The sequence below is a fragment of the Streptomyces sp. NPDC059443 genome (genome assembly GCF_042750105.1).
Lineage (GTDB): Bacteria > Actinomycetota > Actinomycetes > Streptomycetales > Streptomycetaceae > Streptomyces.
Genome location: NZ_JBHYVM010000003.1, coordinates 173,531 through 192,928 on the forward strand (window position 1 = coordinate 173,531; position 19,398 = coordinate 192,928).

The window sequence follows — 19,398 nt, forward strand, 5'->3', positions numbered from 1 at the left end:
GGCTTGCCTACGGTTCCGCCCGCGGAGGGGAAGATCCGGGCCATACATGGGCCTGGCAAGGCTGCTGGGCACAGCGTGAACGCACTTCGGGAATTCATCAGCATCACCTCGGGCCTGAAACGGTGGCGTGTTCTTCCAGTGCCCTGAGCGCGTCCAGCCAGAGGCTCGGCAGAACCGCGCCGATCGGTGCGTCAGGGTGGTGAATGACGGTGAAGCGGGCGGTGTCCTGGTATCCGACGAGGCCCGCAAAGCACTGGTGAAGTCCGTGGACGTCGATCACGCCGTAGGCGGCATGGGCTACGTCACCGCGGTGGGTCAGGGTACTGCCGAAGGCGACGTTGCTGGCGATCAGGGTGTGGGCGAGACGCGGAGCGAACCACACGGCGGCGGCGCCCGGGGTTAGCGCGGAAAGTACGCGCAGGGCATCGCGCTGGCGCAAGCGCTTCTGGCGGGCGGTCTGCGCCGCGACCCGCCGCAGCGCCTCCATGGGCGAGGAGTCGTCGCAGGGCAGCACGATGCGAGCCAGCGCCATACGGTTGCCGAGTTCGCCTTCCTCGCCCGGACGCCGGAAGGAGACCGGCATTGCGGCCTCGACCGGGGGGTGGGTGCCGTCGCGCTGCCACAAGCACACGGCGTGTGCCAGGGCTGCGAGATAGATATCGTTGACGGTCACGCCATACGCACGGGCCAGGCCGCGGATGTGCGACAGCGCGACATCGGCGTGCCGAACCTGCCGGGGTCCGCCGCTGGGCGTCGCGAACGCGGGAGCCGGCTCTGTCGTGCGCCACAGGGCTGCCTGCTGCGCGAGCGTGTCGGCGATCCCGGCCGGCCGGGGCCGCTCCGGGCGCGGTAGGGCTGCGCCGGCGGCGGGGTCGTCGTCGATCAGGGTCCGCAGGAGTGTACGGATGAGGACGCCGTCGAAGAGCGCGTGGTCACCGTGGAAGCCCAGGCTGTATCCGCCGGGGCGGGAGATCAGCACGACCTCCCATGGTGGGCGGCTGTCGCGAGCGGGCGGGCCCTGTGCGAGGAGGAGTTCAGCGCCTCTGTCGCTCTCGCTCTCGCCCTCACCCGCGGCCAGCACCCTGACGTGCTGGGCGGGGTCGAGCCGCCCGCTCCACCGAGCGCTCTTCCCGTCGCCGGACAGGGAGTAGTGAAGGGCGGGCAGACGTTCGGCTCGCTCGGCCACGCGCTCGCGAAGGTCTTGCACGCTGGGCGGTCTCCCCGTGAAGTCCAGCAATGCTGCGGCAGGGATCGGCCGGCCAACCGGTCCGGCGAGAAACCCGCGGTCCACCGCCCCCAGCCGCAGCTGCTGGGGCGGGCAACCTGTCGACATGAGCCAGGCCGCCATCGGCACCGTCCTCGTCGTTCGTCGGCAGCGGGTTCCCGGGATCCCGGCCGGTGTCACGAACCCGGCGGGCACCGGGTCGCCTCGACCCAACGGCGAAGCAGTCCGGCGGACACGGCCGGGACCGTACGGCCCACCGGACTCCACTCCACCGGCGTACCGGTGCCCGACCAATCGGGACGGGAGCAGTTCCAGCGGATGCCGAGCGCAGGCGACTCAGCAGGTTCACGTCTCTCGAAATGCGCAGGTGTGACGCCACAGCGTGGCACTCGTTGATGGGGCGTGATCACTGCTGAAGTGATTCCGTCCGTCGCTGTGTTGGTCGGCTCAGCGCAGTTGCAGCGGGCCCTCGCCGTGCGCTTCTTCTCGCCAGTGGCGAACTTGCCCCGAAGCACGGTGGTCGCGGCGTCCCGTCGCTCTGTGAGCTCGGGTGCGGGCGGAGAAAGTGTTGACAGAAAAGGAGCTTGGAGTTCGCCATGTCCCGTCTCAAGAAGGTCGACCACGTCACATACGCCTGCGCGCAGGGCGGCATCGAGCGCTGGGCATGGTTCCACATCGCGGTGGAGGGCGGCGTCCTGATCAATCGCATCGACGATGTGCGTCCTGAAGACCCCGACAGCAGTATGAAGATCTGGTGCATCGACCACGGCGATTTCGGTATCGCCCTGGTGGAGGGCATCGACCGGCGCAAGAAATCGCAGGTGACCCGTTTCACCGAGCGCCACGGCGACCATGCCTGCCAACACGTGGCCTACGCCTGCCACGATCTCGACCTTTTCCGCGCCCACATCGAGAGCATGGGCTGCCACCCTCGTGGGGAAACGCTCGTACGCGACGACGGGTTCGGCGTGCTGAAGCAGATGTTCGCCAAGGGGTACGACAGCGACTGCGCCGGCGAGGCAGCCTTCGCCGAGTACGTCGAACGGCCTCAGGGGCTAACGACCGACGAGGTGACCGTCACCTTTTCGCAGGAGACGGGCAGGGGCTTCTACGAGCAGATCGAGGATGCGATCGAACGGGGCGATCAGCAGCCTCTCGTGGACTTCACCGCGATGCCCTCCGACTGGGTCGTCCCCGAGGCAGCGCCCCACCCGGCCGGCCGGGGAGCTCAGCCTCTCGAGGCGTTGATCCACCCGCCACGGTTCGGAGATCTGTTGCACGATCGGCCGGTTGTGTCGTGACCCACCGTGAGGTATCGACGATGAGCAGGCTCGAGGACGTCCACGACGAGGGCGAGCGACTGAGCCGCGACGAGCTGACAGCCCTCCAGCTGATGCGGCTGCGCGAGACCCTGCATCGCGTGTACCAGTATGTACCCTTCTACCGACGGAGCTTCGACAGGGCGGGCCTGCATCCCGAAGACTGCCGCTCCCTCGCCGATCTCGCCCTCTTCCCCTTCACCACCAAGTCCGATCTGCGCGACCAGTACCCCTTCGGGATGTTCACCGTTCCCCGCTCCGAGGTCCGTCGCATCCACGCCTCCAGCGGAACCACCGGTCGGCCCACCGTCGTCGGGTACACCGACGGGGACCTGTCCACGTGGGCCGATGTCGTCGCCCGCTCCATCCGCGCGGCGGGCGGCAGACCGGGTCAGATCGTCCACATCGCCAACGGGTACGGCCTGTTCACCGGCGGTCTCGGCTCGCACTACGGCGCGGAGCGCCTGGGCTGTACGGTCGTGCCCGCCTCGGGCGGCATGACGGACCGCCAGGTCCGGCTGATCCAGGACTTCCGGCCGGAGGTCATCATGGCAACCCCCTCGTACATGCTGACCCTCCTGGACGAGATGGAGCGCCAGGGCATCGACCCCCGGTCCACCTCACTGCGCACCGGGATCTTCGGCGCCGAGCCGTGGACCGAGGAGATGCGCCGGGAGATCGAGGAGCGGCTCGGCATCGACGCGGTGGACATGTACGGCCTCTCCGAGGTCATCGGCCCAGGCGTGGCCCAGGAGTTCGCCTCGACCAAGGACGGGCCCCACATCTGGGAGGACCACTTCTACCCGGAGGTGGTCGACCCGCTGACGGGCGCCGTGCTGCCGGAGGGCGAGAGCGGGGAGCTGGTGTTCACCTCGCTCACCAAGGAGGCCATGCCCGTCATCCGCTACCGCACCCGGGACCTGACCCGACTGCTACCCGGCACCGCCCGCCCGGCCTTCCGCCGGATGGAGAAGGTGACGGGTCGCAGCGACGACATGATCATCCTGCGCGGGGTGAACCTCTACCCCACCCAGATCGAGGAAGTGCTCCTGCGAACTCCCGGCCTGGCCCCCCACTTCCAGCTCCGCCTGACCCGGGAAGGCCGGCTGGACGCCCTGACCGTACTGGTGGAAGCGCGCCGGGAGAGCGACACCGCTCAGCGGAAGGCCGCAGCCGCCGCCGTTGCCCGCGCCGTCAAGGAGGGCATCGGCGTGTCCGTCGGGGTCGAGGTGCTGGATCCGGAAACGCTGGAGCGTTCGGTGGGCAAGATCAAGCGACTGGCGGACCTCAGATCCGGCTGAATCCACGCCGGCCCAAAGATGCCCGGAGCGTGTGACTTTGACAGCCTTGCCTGGGATGTCACTGAACGGCCCTGTCCTGAGGGGACTTCGCACGGGATTCACCTCCATCCCGTACGAACGTCTGCTCGCGGAGCGACTCCGTATAGCGATCCGCACCCGGCCTCCCGGGACAGGCGGGCAGCCCTGGTCCGGTGTCCTTCCTTGCGCTCGATCTCACCACAGAACGCTCCGGTCACGATCCACCCATGGAGCGAACGGTGACCTTGTCTCCTGCGCGGACGACTTGGACGGGGTGGTGCTGCCCGGATGCAGTGCGGGCGGACCGAAGGTCCTCGCTCACGTCCACGGTAAACGGGTGCACCCTGGCCACTCGGCCGACATGTCCCTTGATGGCGATGACCTCCAAGTGGTCCCGAGCCCGGGAGCCGGGCGGCAGGCCCACGGCGTGCGCGATCGTACCCCTGAGCCAGTCCAAGGCCTCGACGTCCTCGGCGAGGAGTTCCGTCGTCCCGTCGACGGTCGTGGACAGGCCCAGACCATCCACGACTCGGCGGTCGGCGAGGAACTCCCGGCGCTCGGCGAGCGACGCCCGGGAGAACGGCCCCACGGACAGCAGAACGCTGACCAGCCGCAGCGCGGCAGCGACTCGTCCCTCTACGGAGAGCTGGAATTCGATTGTCAGCATGGGCCCAAGGCTCGCGTCTCCGGAATCGAGCCCCGTCCAGCGGGCCTCGACCTCGAACTCACCGGACTGCGGGAGGGCTTCGAACAACTCTAGCGAATCGACCCGGAGGGGGTAGCCGACCCTGCCGTGTCCGGCTTCCAGTTGCCATCTCCACAAGCTGCCCCACGGGGTCACGTGGAGGAGCGCGTCCAGTACTCCCTGGTTCACACAACCCACCGGGACTGTGCCGCGTGCGGCGTCGAACACTCCGGAGGACCCGGTCTTTCCAATGGCCAGCGAGGTCAGGTACTGGAACGCCGGTCCGTGGAAGAGCTCGGCCGACGCGTACGGGTCGGGCTGGAGCGCACCGTCCGGCAGCGGGTCGAAGCGTTCGGGGCGATTCTCCGGCCACGTACCTACGAGCACGGTGCCCCGTGCGACTTCCTCGAACCGGGACAGCTCCGGAGTCGCCGCCTCGCGCCACATCAGCAGCGTCACCTCCAGGCCCGCCTGCACCGGTGCCACCTCGGTCCGCAGCCGGACGGCTTCGGTGAGCGGAATCCAGCGCCGCAGCCGAACGTCGCGCACGGCAAGCACGTTCTGGCCGCTGTGGTCCGCCGCGGCCTGCGCGATCTGGTCCACGACGGACATCATCGGCAGCACGGGAACCGTCCAGGTCGGGCAGTGGTCGTTCACCCAGGTGTCGACGGCAGGATCGAGCGTCCTCTCCGACACGGCCGGTGGACCCTCTCCAGGCACGACGCGGACGCCGAGTCCACGGGCGTGGTAGATGCAGAGGTCGTCCCCCCAGAGCCGGGCCTCGGCGATCGCGTAGCGCCCTCGCTCGTCTTCGCCGGCCTCGAGGATCTCCATGTCCACCCTGATCTGGCGACTGACCGGGGTGATCTGCCCTCGGTACTTCCAGATCACCTCGTGGTCGAGCATGACGGGCTCGAACCGGGGATGCGGCACGCCGTCGGTGAGGCCCCGCTCGATCAGGTAGAACTGCAGCAGTTGGCACATGGCCTCGATGCCGAGGGAGCCCGGCTGGACCGGGTCCTGGAAGAAGTGCGCCTTGAAGAACCACTCGCCCGCGTCGACGTCCTTCTCCGACCGTAGCCGCCCCAGACCGGCGCTGCCGCCTTCCGGCCAGTAGCCGGTGATCCGGTCGAGCATCAGCAGCATCGGGTCGGGCAGACGGGCCGCACCGGCGAAGTAGCGGGCGGGACGCGTCGTGAGATCGACCGTGCGCTCACAGTGTGCCTCCAGCGCGTCCCGATCGGCCTTCGACACCGGCAGCCCGGTCTGATGGTCGAAGGCCCCGGTCGGGAAGAATCCGAACACCGTCGACAGGGTGAAAACCTCATGGTCGTCGGCGTAGCACTGCACCGTGTACGACACGATGATCATCTCGCCGCTCCGCGAAATGTTGGTCAGCTCTGCCTCGGTACGCACGGTCTGGGTCGTCGGCGTGATGTCGCCGGTGACCGTTCCCGTCCCGTCGAGGTTGCGGAAGAGCAGATCGTTCTCGCTGGTCAGCGCACCGCCGATGTAGCCAGACAGCCACCCGCACGGCTGCAACGCGATCTCCATCAGCACGGCGAACGGCATGACCTCGTCGCCGTTCTGCTCGAAGTACCAGGCCTGGTCGGGCACGTCGTACTCGGCCACCACCCTGCTGCCCTGCCGCATGCCGCCCTGCAGACCGTCCACCGAGACGATGCGGCTCATGAACAGGTAGGGCGGCCCGGGCAGCCGCGCTACCCTCCGTGTTCCGTCGAAGACCTCAGCCAGGGCACCGGAGGCCTCGCTCGGCTTTCCCCACGCACACGCCAGCAACGACGGATAGCCGAACGCGAGCCCGTCATCGGACACCGCGACTGCCTTGGGCTCGCGATGGCCGACCAGTCCGCCAAGCGAGGCGAGCGGCACGGGAACTCCGCTGGTCTGCTCTGTGTGCCCTCCGAGGTGCCGCCAGTGCGACAGCGGCCAGTCCGGCACCAGCTGGAGCACGATGTTCTGGCCGTGGAACGCCTTGACCCCGTCGACGGTGACCAGCGCGTCGGCGTACAGCGTCGGCTCCGGGCCGGCCGAGACTCCGTGCACGAACACCTCGTACACCACTGTCTTACTAGCCGGGGTTGCCTGCCCACGGCAGCGGACGGCGTAGGGCCGGTCAGCCGCCGCCTCGAAGCGCCACCCGTCCCTGGGGATGGTGAAGCCCATGGCCGCGAGGTAGAAGGCCATCGCCTGCAGGCCGCCTTGGAACATCAGGGTTCCCGGCATGCACGGGTCGTTCTTGAAGTGCCCCTCGAAGAACCAGTCGTCCGGTGAGACGCGGGTCTCGGCACGGAGGTAGCCGCGCCCCTGTGGTCCGCCGACGGGATCGAACTCGGTGACCTCGTGCAGGAGCAACAGACGGCCGTCGTCGATCCGAGGTGATCGTACGTGTGCCCTGGTGAAGTCCCAGCCGGGGCCGAAGCAGTCCCCCGGCCGGCCATCGGCGAAGGCCCGCACCTGCTCAGCGGTGAAGGACGACCGTGTGCAGCGTGCTGCGGGGGCATCGAGCGGGAGGGAACCGGCCGGTGTGCAGGTGGCGGGATCCCAGCGCACTCCGTCGGTGTTGTCGAGTTCGGCCTTCGTGAAGAAGCCCGCCTGCCCGTTCCGGACGCTCAGCCGGAGCTCGTCCCCGACGTAACAGTCGTAGTGGAAGAAGAACAGGCGGATACCGTCGTGCTGGGCGTGCCGGTCGATGTGGATCTCATAGCGCAACGTCTCTCCGGCCTCGGGCCGGGTGCCGTGGTAGGTCATCTCGCAGCCGAGGAGCCGGTAGGCCCGTTCGCCGCGGTTGAGCAGATCGATCCCGAGCCAACTGATCAGCAGCAGGTCGGCTTGCCCCGCTTCGATCATCAGGCTCGCCGGGATGCGTCCGGTGCAGTCGAGGTACCAGCTGTCGGAGCGGATGTCGGTCTCGGTCCGGATCGTGCCGGTGGCGTGCTCCGGGCCGAGTACGGCCAGGGCCGCGGGTACGGCGTCGATGCCGGTGACCCTGTCGGCGAGCAGCATCGGCGGCTCGGGCATCCTGGTCTGCACCTCGTACGCGTCCTGCGCGGCGAACTTCGGTCCGAAGAGGGTGGAGACCGGTCGCGAGGCAAGGTACTCGAGCTGGCCCCTGTCGAACACAGGCCCGGGGCCGTGGTCCGGCCGCCCGGCGCCGACAGGAGCAGGCTCAGGCGGGACGGCCGGAGGCGCGGGCGCCTCCGGGAGCGACGGCAGGGACGGCGCTGCGGCTCCGCTCACCGCGTGTACGAGTGCGGTGGTGAGCTGGGCCCTGGTCTGCAGGAATCTCTGGTGCGCCTGCGCGTGTCCGGCCAGGACCTCCTGGTGCAGCGCGGCCACACGCTGCACCTGTCGGGCGACGAGCGTGTGCAGATCCGTTGCCGGTGGCGCGGTGACAACGGCGGGGAGGGCCTCCGCGTCGACGACGACGGGCTCGACGGCCTGGTGTGCCGAAGCCGGTGCCAGCCGCGGTGCCCTGGGCATGACCACCGCAGGTTGTTCGAAGGACGGCAATGTGATCTCCGGGTGGGCGGGCACTGTCATGGCGGGAACGACCTCGGTCATCGCTGGTGCGGCTGCCCGCAACCGCTCGAAGAGGGCTTGGGTAAGGATGGGCACGCCTGCGGCGACGAGTTCGGCCACGGCGAGGTACACCGGCCGCAGTCCCCCGCCCTGAGAGTCGAGCGCGACGGCCACGTGGTCGCGGTCACCGAGAACGCGCTTGATCCACCCCGTGCACTGGCCGCGTGGCCCGTGTTCGACGAAGACGCGGACTCCGTCAGCCCACGCCCGCTCGATCGTGCCCGCGAAGTCGATCGTGCCGACGCCCTGCGCCGTGACGGCGTCGGCGGCACGCTCGGCGGTCGGGGTGTAGGAGCGCGTGGTGGCCCCGCTGTAGAAGCGCACCCCTGGCACCACGCTGGTGGGACGATGGTGGAGGTCCCACCACCGGTCGCGGACCTCGGCCAGTTCCGGGGCGTGGGCGGCCAGGTCGTAGTCGACCGGAATGGCATGAGCGGCACCGAGGCGGGCCATGACGGCGGCACACGCCCGTGACTCGCCGCCGACGACACATACGTCGGGGGCGTTGACCGCCATCAGATGGACGGCCCGTTCGTCCGCGAGTTCCCTACGGACCCGGTCAAGGGGTGCGGTGACCACGTAGCTCGACCAACGATCGCCCTGGACGCCGAGTCGTTCCCAGGCGCGCCGAACGCCTCGGAGCTCGCCGGTGAGTTCGTTGGTGAACAGGCCGCTCTCCCAGGTGTCCTGGTGCAGTGCTGCGGCGTCCTTCCACGCTCCGAGGGCGACCAAGGCGGCCGACTCGCCCGAGGAATAGCCGATGGCCGCGTCCGCTCGCAGCCCGAGCAGATCTTGCGTCAACTCAGTGTGAACGGCGGCCAGTTGAGCGGCACCCCAGATCTGGTCGAGCACCGTGGACCCGGATCCGGACTTGGGCCGCAAGACCGCCGGCCCGTACCTGGCCGCGACCGCGTCACCGAGTGCCGGGAGGGCCAGCAGCAGCTCGCGGCCCATACCCGGGTAGGAGGCGGCCCCGTTGGTGAACACGAAGGCGACCTCACCCACCACCGGAGCATCGCGGTACACCGCGCCCGGTGGCCTGACGCCGCCCACGGCGAGCCAGCGGTCCACGGCCTCCCAGTGCCCCCGCGGGTCAGCGTTCGACACGAGCACCAGCCGCGCCGGGCCCTCGTTGGACTCCGTGCCCGCCCTCAGTGCGGCCAGCACCTCTTGCCGGTTCCGGCCGGAGTACACGTGCAGTTGTGGCGTCGGTCCGGGCGCCCAGGGTTCGGCATCGGCGGCGCACAGCCGCACCCGTACCGATGGCGCTTCCAGCGGGGACACAACGACGTCTGCGGTGCACAGCCCGGGACGGACTTCGGCAGGACCTCCCTCCCGCGGTAGTGCGCGGTGCTGCAGAGCAGTCACCGCGACCGCGACCGACAGCAGCCCGTGGGCCGCATGGGCCCGGCCGAACAGTTCGGCCGGGTCGAATCCGGCGTTCGCGCCGTCACCGAGGAGCACGTCCGGATCGCTTGCGCCTTCGTCGTCACACGCCCCGGCGGATTCGTCCTTGAGAACGGCGAGCACGGTATCGCCGTCCCTGCGGGCGTCGGTGAGACGCTTGAGTACCAGCACGACAGCGCTGTCCCCCGTAGAGGCCTCCCGTCCGAGTTCACGCAGGGCCGCCTGGTGAACGGGTTCGCAGGAGAGGTCGACGGCACCGACGAGCGCGGCGTCGGCCTCGCCGGCTCTGAGCGCGCGGGCCGCGAGGTCAAGCGCGACCAGGCCGGAGGCTTCCTCCGCCGAAACCACGTACCCGGGGCCGGTAAGGTCGAGTTGGGTGTTGATCCGGTTGGCTACGAGGTTGGGCAGCATACCGACGACCCGCTCCGCCGCCATGGGCGGGATGAAGGCGTCCCGCACGCGCGCGACCAGACCCGGAGTGGCGGTTGTCCCTGCCTCGTCCAGCCAGTGCGGCGCCCTCCAGCGTGCGGCGGCACGGCAGATCTCCACGTCCGCGCCTGCCCCGACGAGGACCATCGTCCGCTCGCGCGGCAGCGTGACGTCCCGCACCGCTTCTCGTGCGGCCTCGAGCATCAAGATCTGCTGAGGAAGCGTCTGTTCGACCGCCAGCGGGGGAAAGCACAGACGGGGCAGGGCCACGCCGATCCTCGTCGCCGGACCGTGTCGTCGGCCGTCGAGCAGCGAACGACGAAAGTCCTGGGTGTCCGCGCCCTCCCCGACTCGGGCGGCTACGGCCACGATCGCCACCGGCGGGCCCGGGGAACGCGGCGGTAGGGGCAGCGCGACTCCCCCGCCGTCGGCGCCGTCCCAGGCGTCGACGATCAGATGCGCGTTGGTTCCGCCGAAACCGAACGCACTCACCGCCGCCCGACGAAGCCCGGGCCATGGCTCGGATTCGCTCAGCACGCGCAGCCGAGTACCGTGCAGTTCGGCCAGCGGCTCCTCGGCGGCGAGCGTGGCGGGACGGATGCCCGCCTTCATCGCGCCGAGCACCTTGAGCAGCCCACCGACACCGGCCGACGCCAGCAGGTGCCCGACATTGGACTTCACCGAGCCGATCGGCACGTCGCAGCTGTCCGCGAAGACCCGTGCCATGCTGCGGACTTCCACCGCGTCCCCGACCGGGGTTCCCGTCGCGTGGCATTCGACGAGGGAGACGGTGTGCGGTGCGACGCCGGCCATGGCGTAGGCCAAGTGCATCGCCCGCTCCTGGCCCTCCTGGGCCGGGCTGAGCAGTCCCCGGCCGCGGCCGTCGTTGGACAGCCCGATCCCCCGGATGACGCCGAGCACCGGCGTGCCCTGCGCGAGCGCGTCGCGCAGCCGCATCAGCGCGACGAATCCGGCGCCCTCACCGTGCAGCAGGCCGTCTGCGTCCTGGTGGAAGGGACGGCTGCGGCTGGTTCGGCTCACCGCGGACAAGCCGCAGAACCCCACATGCAGGAACAGGTTGTCGACCCGGTTGACCGCGCCGGCCACCATGACGTCCGAGGTGCCGTCGTGGAGGCGGTCGCAGGCCAGCTTGATCGCGTACAGCGAAGAGGCACAGGCGGCGTCGAGCGCGAAGGCCCCCGCACCGAGCCCGAGCGCTTTGGCCGCGAAGTGGGCGGGAAGCCCCGAGGAGAAGCGGTTGCGCGCGTCGGGCCTGGCCCGCCTCGCGCCGGAGAGCAAGGAGGGTGCCCCCTCGGTCAGCCACACGTGCTCGGCGAAGGCCGAGCCCGCGCTCGTCGGAATGGACAGGTTTCCCAGGACCAGTCCCGCGCGGGCGGACGGCCCGTCGTGTCCGGCCTCTCGCAGCGCCTGCCGGGCGCCGTACAGCACCCAGTGGAACAGCGGGTCCAAACCGAGGATCTCTTCGGGGGCGACGAGGAACCCGTTCGGGTCGAACACCGACTCGAAGTCGCGGACGTAGCCGCCGACGTCGGTCCAGGTGCGGTCGAGGTGGTCCTCGACGGTACCCATGGCCCACTGGTGCGGCAATCTCCACCGGCCGTCCGGGACCGGCGACAGACTGCACCGGCGTGCAGCGATGTTGTCCCAGAACGTGTCCGGGTCGAGCGCGTCGGGGAACACGCTCCCCCGGCCGACGATGGCGATCGGTTCGAATCCCATACGAGTAACCAGTCTCATTTCACGACCACGGACGGAGCCGGGGCACTCGGGCTCAGGAGGGGCGACGCACGAGTTCCACGCCGAGCAGCTCGACCCGGGGGGATCCGTCCGGGTCGACGAGCGCTGCATCGCAGCGTGCGCCCGTGTCGTGCACCTTCCTGGCCTTCACCACACATCGCACGGTGCCCTGGATCGTGCCGCGCCGGTGTACCCGGCACTCCGCGACCGCCATCGGCAAGGTGGCGTCGCCGAGCGCGCCCTCGGCCCATAGCAGCGCGAGCTGCAGGCAGCCGTCCAGGGCGGCCGGGTCGAGCTGCCAGCGATCGCCGCCCCAGCCCAGCTCGGTCAGACCGGCCACCGTCGCCTCGGCGCCGTCCGCCCCGATCCCGTGGACGGAGCGGATGGCGTGGAACCGCCGCCCGTGGAAAAGCACCCTGCCGTCGTAGATCTCGGTGCGCTGCGCCGGGAGGAGGCCGCGCGGGGTGTCCCAGTTCGCCGAGCTCGGGGTGCCGGCCTCGAACTCCAGGTGGGTCCGGAAGTGCGGCACGCCTTCCTCCCCGAGCAGTTCGGCCTCCAGGGTCGAAGGCAATCCGGTCATGGCGCGGCGACCGCGCAGGGTGAGCCGATGGCCCGCACCGTCGAGGTGCGGCAGCACGACCTTGTTGAAGACACGGAGGTCACGCAGCACCAGGTGATCGGCGTCGGGACGCCATGCCGCGGCGGCACCGGCGAACCAGTCCAGGGCCATCGCCACCGGCAGCACCGGGACTCCGGCGATGGTGTGGTCGGCGAGGTGGGCCTGCGTGTGCGCACGGATCCGCAACTGCGCCCCGGCCGGCTCGGTGGCGCCTGCCATCGACCCGAGCGCGTCACCGGCAACGACGGCCACCCTGGTGTCGGTACCCTGACCGCCCAGCTCAGCGGTGAAGGCCGCAGCCCCCTGCGCGGTCGGGATGAGGGGAACGCCGGACCGGCCGAAGTGCGCGGCCAGCGCGGGGGTGACCATTCCTCCGCCCCAGGGGCCCCAGGCGATGGACCGCACCAGGCAGTCGGGCCGCCGGGCGCGCTCGGCGCAGGCCACGTGGTTCAGCACCTCGTTGGCCATGGCGTAGTCGCTCTGTCCTGCGTTGCCGAAGACAGCGGCCACCGAGGAGAACAGGACGATGGTGTCGAGCGGATCGCCTTCGGTCGCCGCGAGCAGCGCGCGCAGGGCACCGACCTTGGTGGCCAGGACCCCCTCGAACTGTTCGTCGGTCTTGTCGGCGATCAGCTTGTCGGCCAGCACTCCGGCACCGTGCACGATGCCGGTGACCGGCCCCCAGTCCCGGCGTACCTCCTCCAGCGCACCGTAGAGCGCTCCGCTGTCCCGGACGTCGACAACCAGGTACCGGACCTGTGATCCGGCGCTCTCCAGGGCCGCCATCGTGGCCCGGACCTCACGGGCCGCCAGGATGCGGCGCGCCTCGGCGCCGATCTCGGAGGGAGCCCGCGCGCCGGACCGCTCGGCGAGAGCCCGGGTCAGGGCAGCCTCGTCGGTGGCCGCCGCCAGGCCTGACGGCTCCTCAGTGGGCTCCGTACGGCCGAGCAACACGATGCGCGGCCGGTGAGCCTTCGCGAGGTCCAGCAGAGCGGCCGCGGTCACCCCGCGGGCACCTCCGGACGCCACGATCACCGAGTCCGGTCCGATGTTCATGGCCGGGCCGGGCTCCGCGGCTGCCGGGACCGCACGCAGAGTGGTGCGGGTGCCGTCCGCGCGCAGGCCGACCTCCACCGCCGGTCCGCCTGAGAGCAGCTCCCCGACGATCGCTTCGGCCAGTGCATCGGCATCGCGCCCACCGCGCTCGCAGTCCATCACCTTGACCGAAGCGGTGGGCCACTCCTTGGCCGCGGTCCTGGCGAGCGCGGCGATGCCTCCCAACCAGGCCCGGTCGGGCTGCCTGCCGTCGAGCCCGAAGTCCCCGCCGGTGTCCTGCACGGCTACGAACACCCCACCCTGGGCGGTGAATTGAGACGCGACCGACCGCGCCGCGCGGAAGACGTCCCGCTGGAGCTCCAGCGCCTCCTCGGGTGAGCCGACCGGCGCGAGGCCACCGAGATGCACGATCGCACGGGCATCCGCGGGAACGCTGGTCACAACGGCGGCCCGGATGCCGTGGTCGATCAGTTTGGCCACCACCAGTTCGGCGGTTCCGCAGCCGTCCTCGGTCACCACGATCGGCTCGTCACCGAGGCCCGCCATCGTCAGGCCGGGCGCGGGCGTGTCGAGCGTGCGGATGGCGAGCCTACTGAGTCCTGTCTGCTCGGAATGCTCGTGCCGCGGGGCGGGCACCTGCTGACTCGCTGCCGGCTTCTCGACAGGCCTGGGGGTACTGGCAGCCGGGGCGGTGGCAGCGCCGGTGGCAGTGAACGCTTCGACGATCTGACGCAGGGTACGGAGCTTCAGGAGCTCTCCGACGTGTTCATTGCCCTCAGGAAGACGGCCGACTCGCTCCCCTACGGCGGAGAAGATCTCCACCCGCTTGATGGAGTCCACCCCCAGGTCCGATTCCAGTTCCATGTCCACGTTCAACATCGCGACCGGATACCCCGTCCGCTCTGCCACCACCGACAGCAGCAGCTCTTCGAACTCTGTCGCGGACAGGTCCTGGGGCACGGTCTGAGCAGGTGAAGCCGGTACCGGTGGAGGTTTCGGAAGTACGACGGGTGCGGCAGCGGGTGTCAGTACCGGCGGAGGCATGACTGCCTCAAGGGGGCCTGCGGCCCCGAAGGGCCTGGGCATCACCGTCGGCACGGGCGCCGGGCTGGGCATCGCGAGCAGCGCCGACGTGCTCGCACCTTCACCGCCCCGCGCTCCCAGCATCGCGGCGAAGGTCGTCTCCGTCATCTGCAGGAAGGCCAGGTGGCTGTCGATCAGCATGCGCTGGCAGGCCGTATGGGCCTCCGCTGTCTGCCGTTGCGCGTTGTCGATGACGGCCATCCAGTTGGCGTCCAGGCTGGGAACCACGGCCACGACAGGAGCTGCCGGCGAGGCTGGCCCAACAGGTGCGGGCGCGGTGGCAGCGGTGGTGACCGGCACCGTCGGCGCCGGAATCCGTGCAGCAGGTGGTGAGGGTACGGATGCCTCCGGCGCGCGGGGCGGGTTCGGCGGGGGCAGTGCATCGGCTCCGCCGGCAGGGGGGTAGAGCCGCCCGTAGTTCTTGCCGCTGATCTGCACCGTCATCCTGGGCTTGTTCTCCTTGGCTGCTGCTGCGGGTGGCGCGTAGGCCGCCCACAGGTCCTCGTGGTCGAGCTGGACGCCCCCAACGGCGAGTCGCCCGAGCGCTTCCTGCAGAGAGGTGACTCCGTTGCGTCCCTTGCGGTCGAGGCTGACCGCCAGGTGCTCGCGTTCGCCGAGGATCTGTCCGACGAGCCCCGTCAGCGTGTCGCCAGCGCCGACCTCGACGAACGTCCGTACCCCGGCGGCGTACATCGCCTCGATCTCGTCGCGGAACAGCACGGGCGAAGCGAGGTGGTCCGCGATCCTGCGCCGGATCTCCTCGGGCGCTGACGGGTACGCCGCGGCGTCGGCATTCCCGTAGACCTCGAGCCGGGGCTCGCTTACCGCGACCTCACGCAAGTACGCGAAGAGCGGCTCGCTCGCGGGGGCGACGATCGGACTGTGGAAGGCCGTCGCGGCGTCCAGCCGTCGGGTAATGACGCCCTCGGAGACGAGTTTCCCCTCGACGGCCTCGACCGCCTCCGTCGTGCCGGACACGACGACCTGGGCCGGGGCGTTGTGGTTGGCCAGCCAGACGTCCTCGGCACCGATGGCGGCGATGACGTCCTCGACTTGGGCTCGTCCCGCCGCTGCGGCCAGCATCGCGCCCGGTGTGGCCGCCGCCTCCCGCATCAGCTCGCCGCGCCTGCGGGCAAGGCCCACGAGCGAGTCGGCCTCCAGCGCCCCTGCGGCATGCAGGGCCACCAGTTCGCCGAAGCTGTGACCTGCCACGCAGTCCGGCCGCAGGCCGAGACCGCGCAGTACTTCCAGCAGCGCGAGACTGTGCACCGCCAGCGCGGGCTGCGCCCACTCCGTGGCGGTCAGCAGCGCCTGCTGACCGGCCCGCTCCTCGTCACTGAAGGCCGGCGGCGGGAACACCACGCGGTGTAGCGCGCGATCGCCCAGTTCCACGGCTCCCAGACGGTCCCAGACCGCCTGGGCGGCCGGGGTCAGCATGGCCACGTCCATGCCCATGCCGACGTACTGGGCGCCCTGTCCGGGAAAGAGGAACCCGATCCTGCCGACGGAGGGGCTGCCGTTGGCGTAGTACACACCGGTCGGTGTGGAAAAGTCCGTGTCCGGCTGTTGGCGGATCAGCGCCATGGCCTGTTCCAGCTTTTCCGACAGGTCGTTCGGGTGGGACGCAACGATCGCGAGTCGTACGGGATCACTCGCCCGAAAGTCCCGCTGACTCTCGCGGGCGATGTCGGCCAGCACACGGCCGCTGTCGACCTTCCGTTCCAGCAGGGCGGCTGCCGACGGGCCGCTGAACAGCACCAGCTCCGTGGGAGCAGTGCGGGCGCGCCAGGCCGAACGGCCACCGGCCTCGACGGAAGGCGTGTACTCCTCGAGCGTGACGTGAAAGTTGCTGCCGCCGAAACCGAAACTCGACACGGCCGCCCGGCGTGGGTGTTCAGTTGAGCGCACCCACGGGCGCGCCTGGGTGTTCACGTAGAACGGGCTGTCGTCGATTCCCATCGCGGGATTGGGACGATCAACCTTGATCATCGGCGGGAGAATCTTGTGGTTCAGGGCCAGGATGCTCTTGAGGAGCCCTACGGCACCGGCCGCGGCCTTGGTGTGACCGACCTGCGACTTGACCGAGCCGATCGCACACCACTGCCCGTCCGCCCGACCGGACTCCTCATAGACCTTGCGCAGCGCGGCGAACTCCGCGGCGTCCCCCGCACTGGTCCCCGTGCCATGCGCCTCCACCAGCTCCACGGTTGCCGGGTCGTAGCCGGCCTCCTCGTAGGTGCGCCGTAGCGCCCGGGCCTGCCCCTTCGGCAAAGGCGCGTAGATCGCGGTGCTCTTGCCATCCGACGAGGTACCGATCCCTCGGATGACGGCGTAGATCCGGTCCCCTGCACGCTCCGCGTCAGCCAGCCGCTTCAGTGCATACATGGCGATGCCCTCTCCGAGCATCGTGCCGTCGGCCGCGTCTGCGAACGGACGGCAGTCACCGCTCGGCGACAAGGCGGGCGTCTTGGAGAAGCAGATGAACATACCGGCATCGTTCGAGGCGTCGACACCACCGCTGATCACGAGGTCGGACCGGCCTAGGGAGAGCTCGCTCACCGCCGTCGACAGTGCCGCGAAGGAACTCGCGCACGCGGCGTCAGTGGTGTGATTGGTGCCGTGCAGATCGAACCTGTTGGCGATCCGGCCCGCGATGACGTTGCCGAGCATCCCCGGAAAGGTCGACTCCTGCCAGGGTGTGTAGTGGTCGGTGATGCTGTCGCAGACCGCCTGCGCCTCCTCCTCGGGAATCCCGTTCTCCCGAAGGGCCTTGAGCCACACCGGGCGTTGGCCTCGCGCGGTCATGTGGGTCTGCAGTTCCGTCGGGCCGGCACCGAGGATGACGCCGACGCGGTCACGGTCCATTCCGGCGAGTCCGCCGGCATCGATGAGGACCTGCTCGGCCACCATGAGCGCCAGCAGCTGCGCGGTGTCCGTCGTGGCGAGGGTGTTCGGCGGGATACCGAAGGCCAGCGGATCGAACCCGACGTCCGGAAGGAAGGCGCCCCGACGAGCATAAGTCTTGTCCGTTGCGGTGGGATCGGGGTCGTAGTAGTCCTCGACGAGCCAGCGACTGGCGGGGATATCGGTGATCAGATCCCGGCCCGCCACGATCGTGCGCCAGAAGCCGTCGACGCCCGGTGAGCCGGGCATCAGCGCGCCGATGCCGACAACGGCGATCGGGACCTGTGTGTGGCGAATATCTGACATGATCTCAACTTCCCTGTTCATCAACGCAATTGCTGCGTTCGGTGTGAGGGGCGCGGTCAGGCGAGGCGGCGCGGCTTGAAGGCGAAGGCCGAGGCCGACACCGGTACGCCGTACGTGCGGAGCTGGTGCGCACGGGTGGTCACCGCGGCACCTTCGAGCAGGTTCAGGGCGATCTGCACCACGGAGCGGTTGGCCTGTTCCGCGAGGAAGCTGCCGGCGGTCCATCGGTTGAAAGCGCCCATCGCCGGGCCGCACCAGATCTGGTAGTCGCTGCGTCGGGCCGTGTCCCCGGTGATCGCCCAGCGGCTGGAGTTCCCCAGGTACCAACGGAACACCAGGGCCATACGATGCTTGGGGTCGTTCTCCGCGCGAGTGATCTCCGCAGGGTCGCGCTGCTGCCAGAACTGCCTGGTCTGCACCCAGACCTCGTCGATCGAGCTCCTCAGCACGTCCCGTTCGATCTTTACGCGCAGCTGCGGCGGCAGCTCTTCCAGGGACGGATAGGCCTGGTACGCCTCGTAGAGGCGACCGGCCCTCTGGGCGAACAGAGTTCCACGACGCAGGACTTGGAGCTTGACGCCGAGCTCGAACATGTCGGCGGCCGGGGCCATGATCACGTCGGCGATGTCGGCTTCAGCGAGCATGGCCTTCGCGTCGTCGGAGATCTCGGCTTCGACGGCCACCTGGTTCACCGACCCCGTCACCACGTAGGCCGCGCCGAGTGCGAAGGCCGCCGCGATCCCGTCTGGTGTTCCCAACCCCCCGGCGGCACCAACCCTGACCGTCCTCGCGTAGCCGAAGTGCCGGGTGAGCTCGTCCCGCAGCATCAGGATCCGCGGCAGCAGGGAACACAGCGGCCGGTTGTCGGTATGGCCACCGCTGTCGGACTCCACGGTGATGTCCTCGGCCACCGGCACCAGCGCGGCCAGCGAAGCCTCCTCCGCGCTGAGCTCTCCCCGTTCCACCAGCGGGCGCAGCAGTTCGGGCGGCGCCGGCGAGAGGAACCGCTCGGCGACCTCAGGTCGGGACACCTTGGCGAAGAGCCGTGTGCGACGCACGATCCGCCCGTCCGCCCCCCGGCTCAAACCCGCCGCCGAACACAGCACCACGGCCGGGGTGAGCGCCATGAACGCCGACACCGAGATACAGGGAACGGCGTTCTGCAGAAGCAGCTTGGCGACGCGGTACTCGAGCTCGGGTTCGCCCGGCGAGTGGATCAGGTTCACACCCCAGTTCGGCGCACCGGCCAGCTCCGCGACCAACTGGCGCACGCCGCGTTCAACTTCGGGAAAGCCGAGGCCACCGGCGCCGAAGAACCCGAGCATCTCGGCCCTGGCCATCGCCACCACCATCCGCGTCGATGCGATGCCGTTCGCCATCTCCCCTGCCACGTAGGGGAAGCGGACGCCATGCGCCTCGCAGAAGGCTCGCCCTCCCAGCCACTCCGGGTACAGCGGCGGCAGCGTGCCGACGACCGCGCCCGTGGGCCTGGCGCCCATCACCAGGCCGAGCTCACGGCCCGTTGGGTCGGCGACGATGTGCACGTGTTCCCGAATCCGCCCGACACAGGACTCGATCTGCTCGGCGGCGAACAACGGCGTCACAGCGACGGTTCCGTCGGGACATGCCAGTACGGACAAGGGTGGGCTTCCCATCAAGTCGGGGGCGTCTGAAAGTCGGAACGC

At 69.8% G+C, this 19,398-nt stretch carries 6 protein-coding genes; 2 read left to right on the plus strand and 4 right to left on the minus strand.

Annotated elements, in window-relative coordinates; genetic code table 11:
• Positions 1 to 103 precede the first annotated feature (103 nt).
• Positions 104 to 1,348, minus strand: coding sequence for a wax ester/triacylglycerol synthase domain-containing protein (locus tag ACFXDJ_RS04010; RefSeq protein WP_384648927.1), 1,245 nt, complete (start codon positions 1,346 to 1,348; stop codon positions 104 to 106).
• A gap of 473 nt (positions 1,349 to 1,821) precedes the next feature.
• Between ACFXDJ_RS04010 and ACFXDJ_RS04015 the strand changes: the two genes are divergently transcribed.
• Together ACFXDJ_RS04015 and paaK are read left to right on the plus strand one after the other, a co-directional pair.
• On the plus strand, positions 1,822 to 2,526 hold the full coding sequence (locus ACFXDJ_RS04015) for a hypothetical protein (RefSeq protein ID WP_384648925.1): 705 nt from the start codon (positions 1,822 to 1,824) through the stop codon (positions 2,524 to 2,526).
• 20 nt (positions 2,527 to 2,546) lie between these two features.
• A complete protein-coding gene (paaK, locus tag ACFXDJ_RS04020) occupies positions 2,547 to 3,845 on the plus strand; it encodes a phenylacetate--CoA ligase PaaK (protein WP_384648923.1) in 1,299 nt (432 codons plus the stop codon).
• A gap of 232 nt (positions 3,846 to 4,077) precedes the next feature.
• On the opposite strand, the gene ACFXDJ_RS04025 is transcribed toward paaK, so the two are convergent.
• From ACFXDJ_RS04025 to ACFXDJ_RS04035, 3 genes are read right to left on the minus strand one after another with little or no spacing between them, the layout of a single operon-like run.
• Positions 4,078 to 11,727 carry a beta-ketoacyl synthase N-terminal-like domain-containing protein gene (locus tag ACFXDJ_RS04025; RefSeq protein ID WP_384648921.1) on the minus strand — a complete coding sequence of 2,550 codons (7,650 nt, stop codon included), beginning with the start codon at positions 11,725 to 11,727 and terminating at the stop codon, positions 4,078 to 4,080.
• 52 nt (positions 11,728 to 11,779) lie between these two features.
• Positions 11,780 to 17,734, minus strand: a complete 5,955-nt coding sequence (locus ACFXDJ_RS04030; RefSeq protein WP_384847766.1) for an SDR family NAD(P)-dependent oxidoreductase — start codon at positions 17,732 to 17,734, stop codon at positions 11,780 to 11,782.
• Between the two features lie 35 nt (positions 17,735 to 17,769).
• Positions 17,770 to 19,353, minus strand: coding sequence for a PfaD family polyunsaturated fatty acid/polyketide biosynthesis protein (locus ACFXDJ_RS04035; RefSeq protein WP_384648919.1), 1,584 nt, complete (start codon positions 19,351 to 19,353; stop codon positions 17,770 to 17,772).
• Between the last annotated feature and the right edge of the window lie 45 nt (positions 19,354 to 19,398).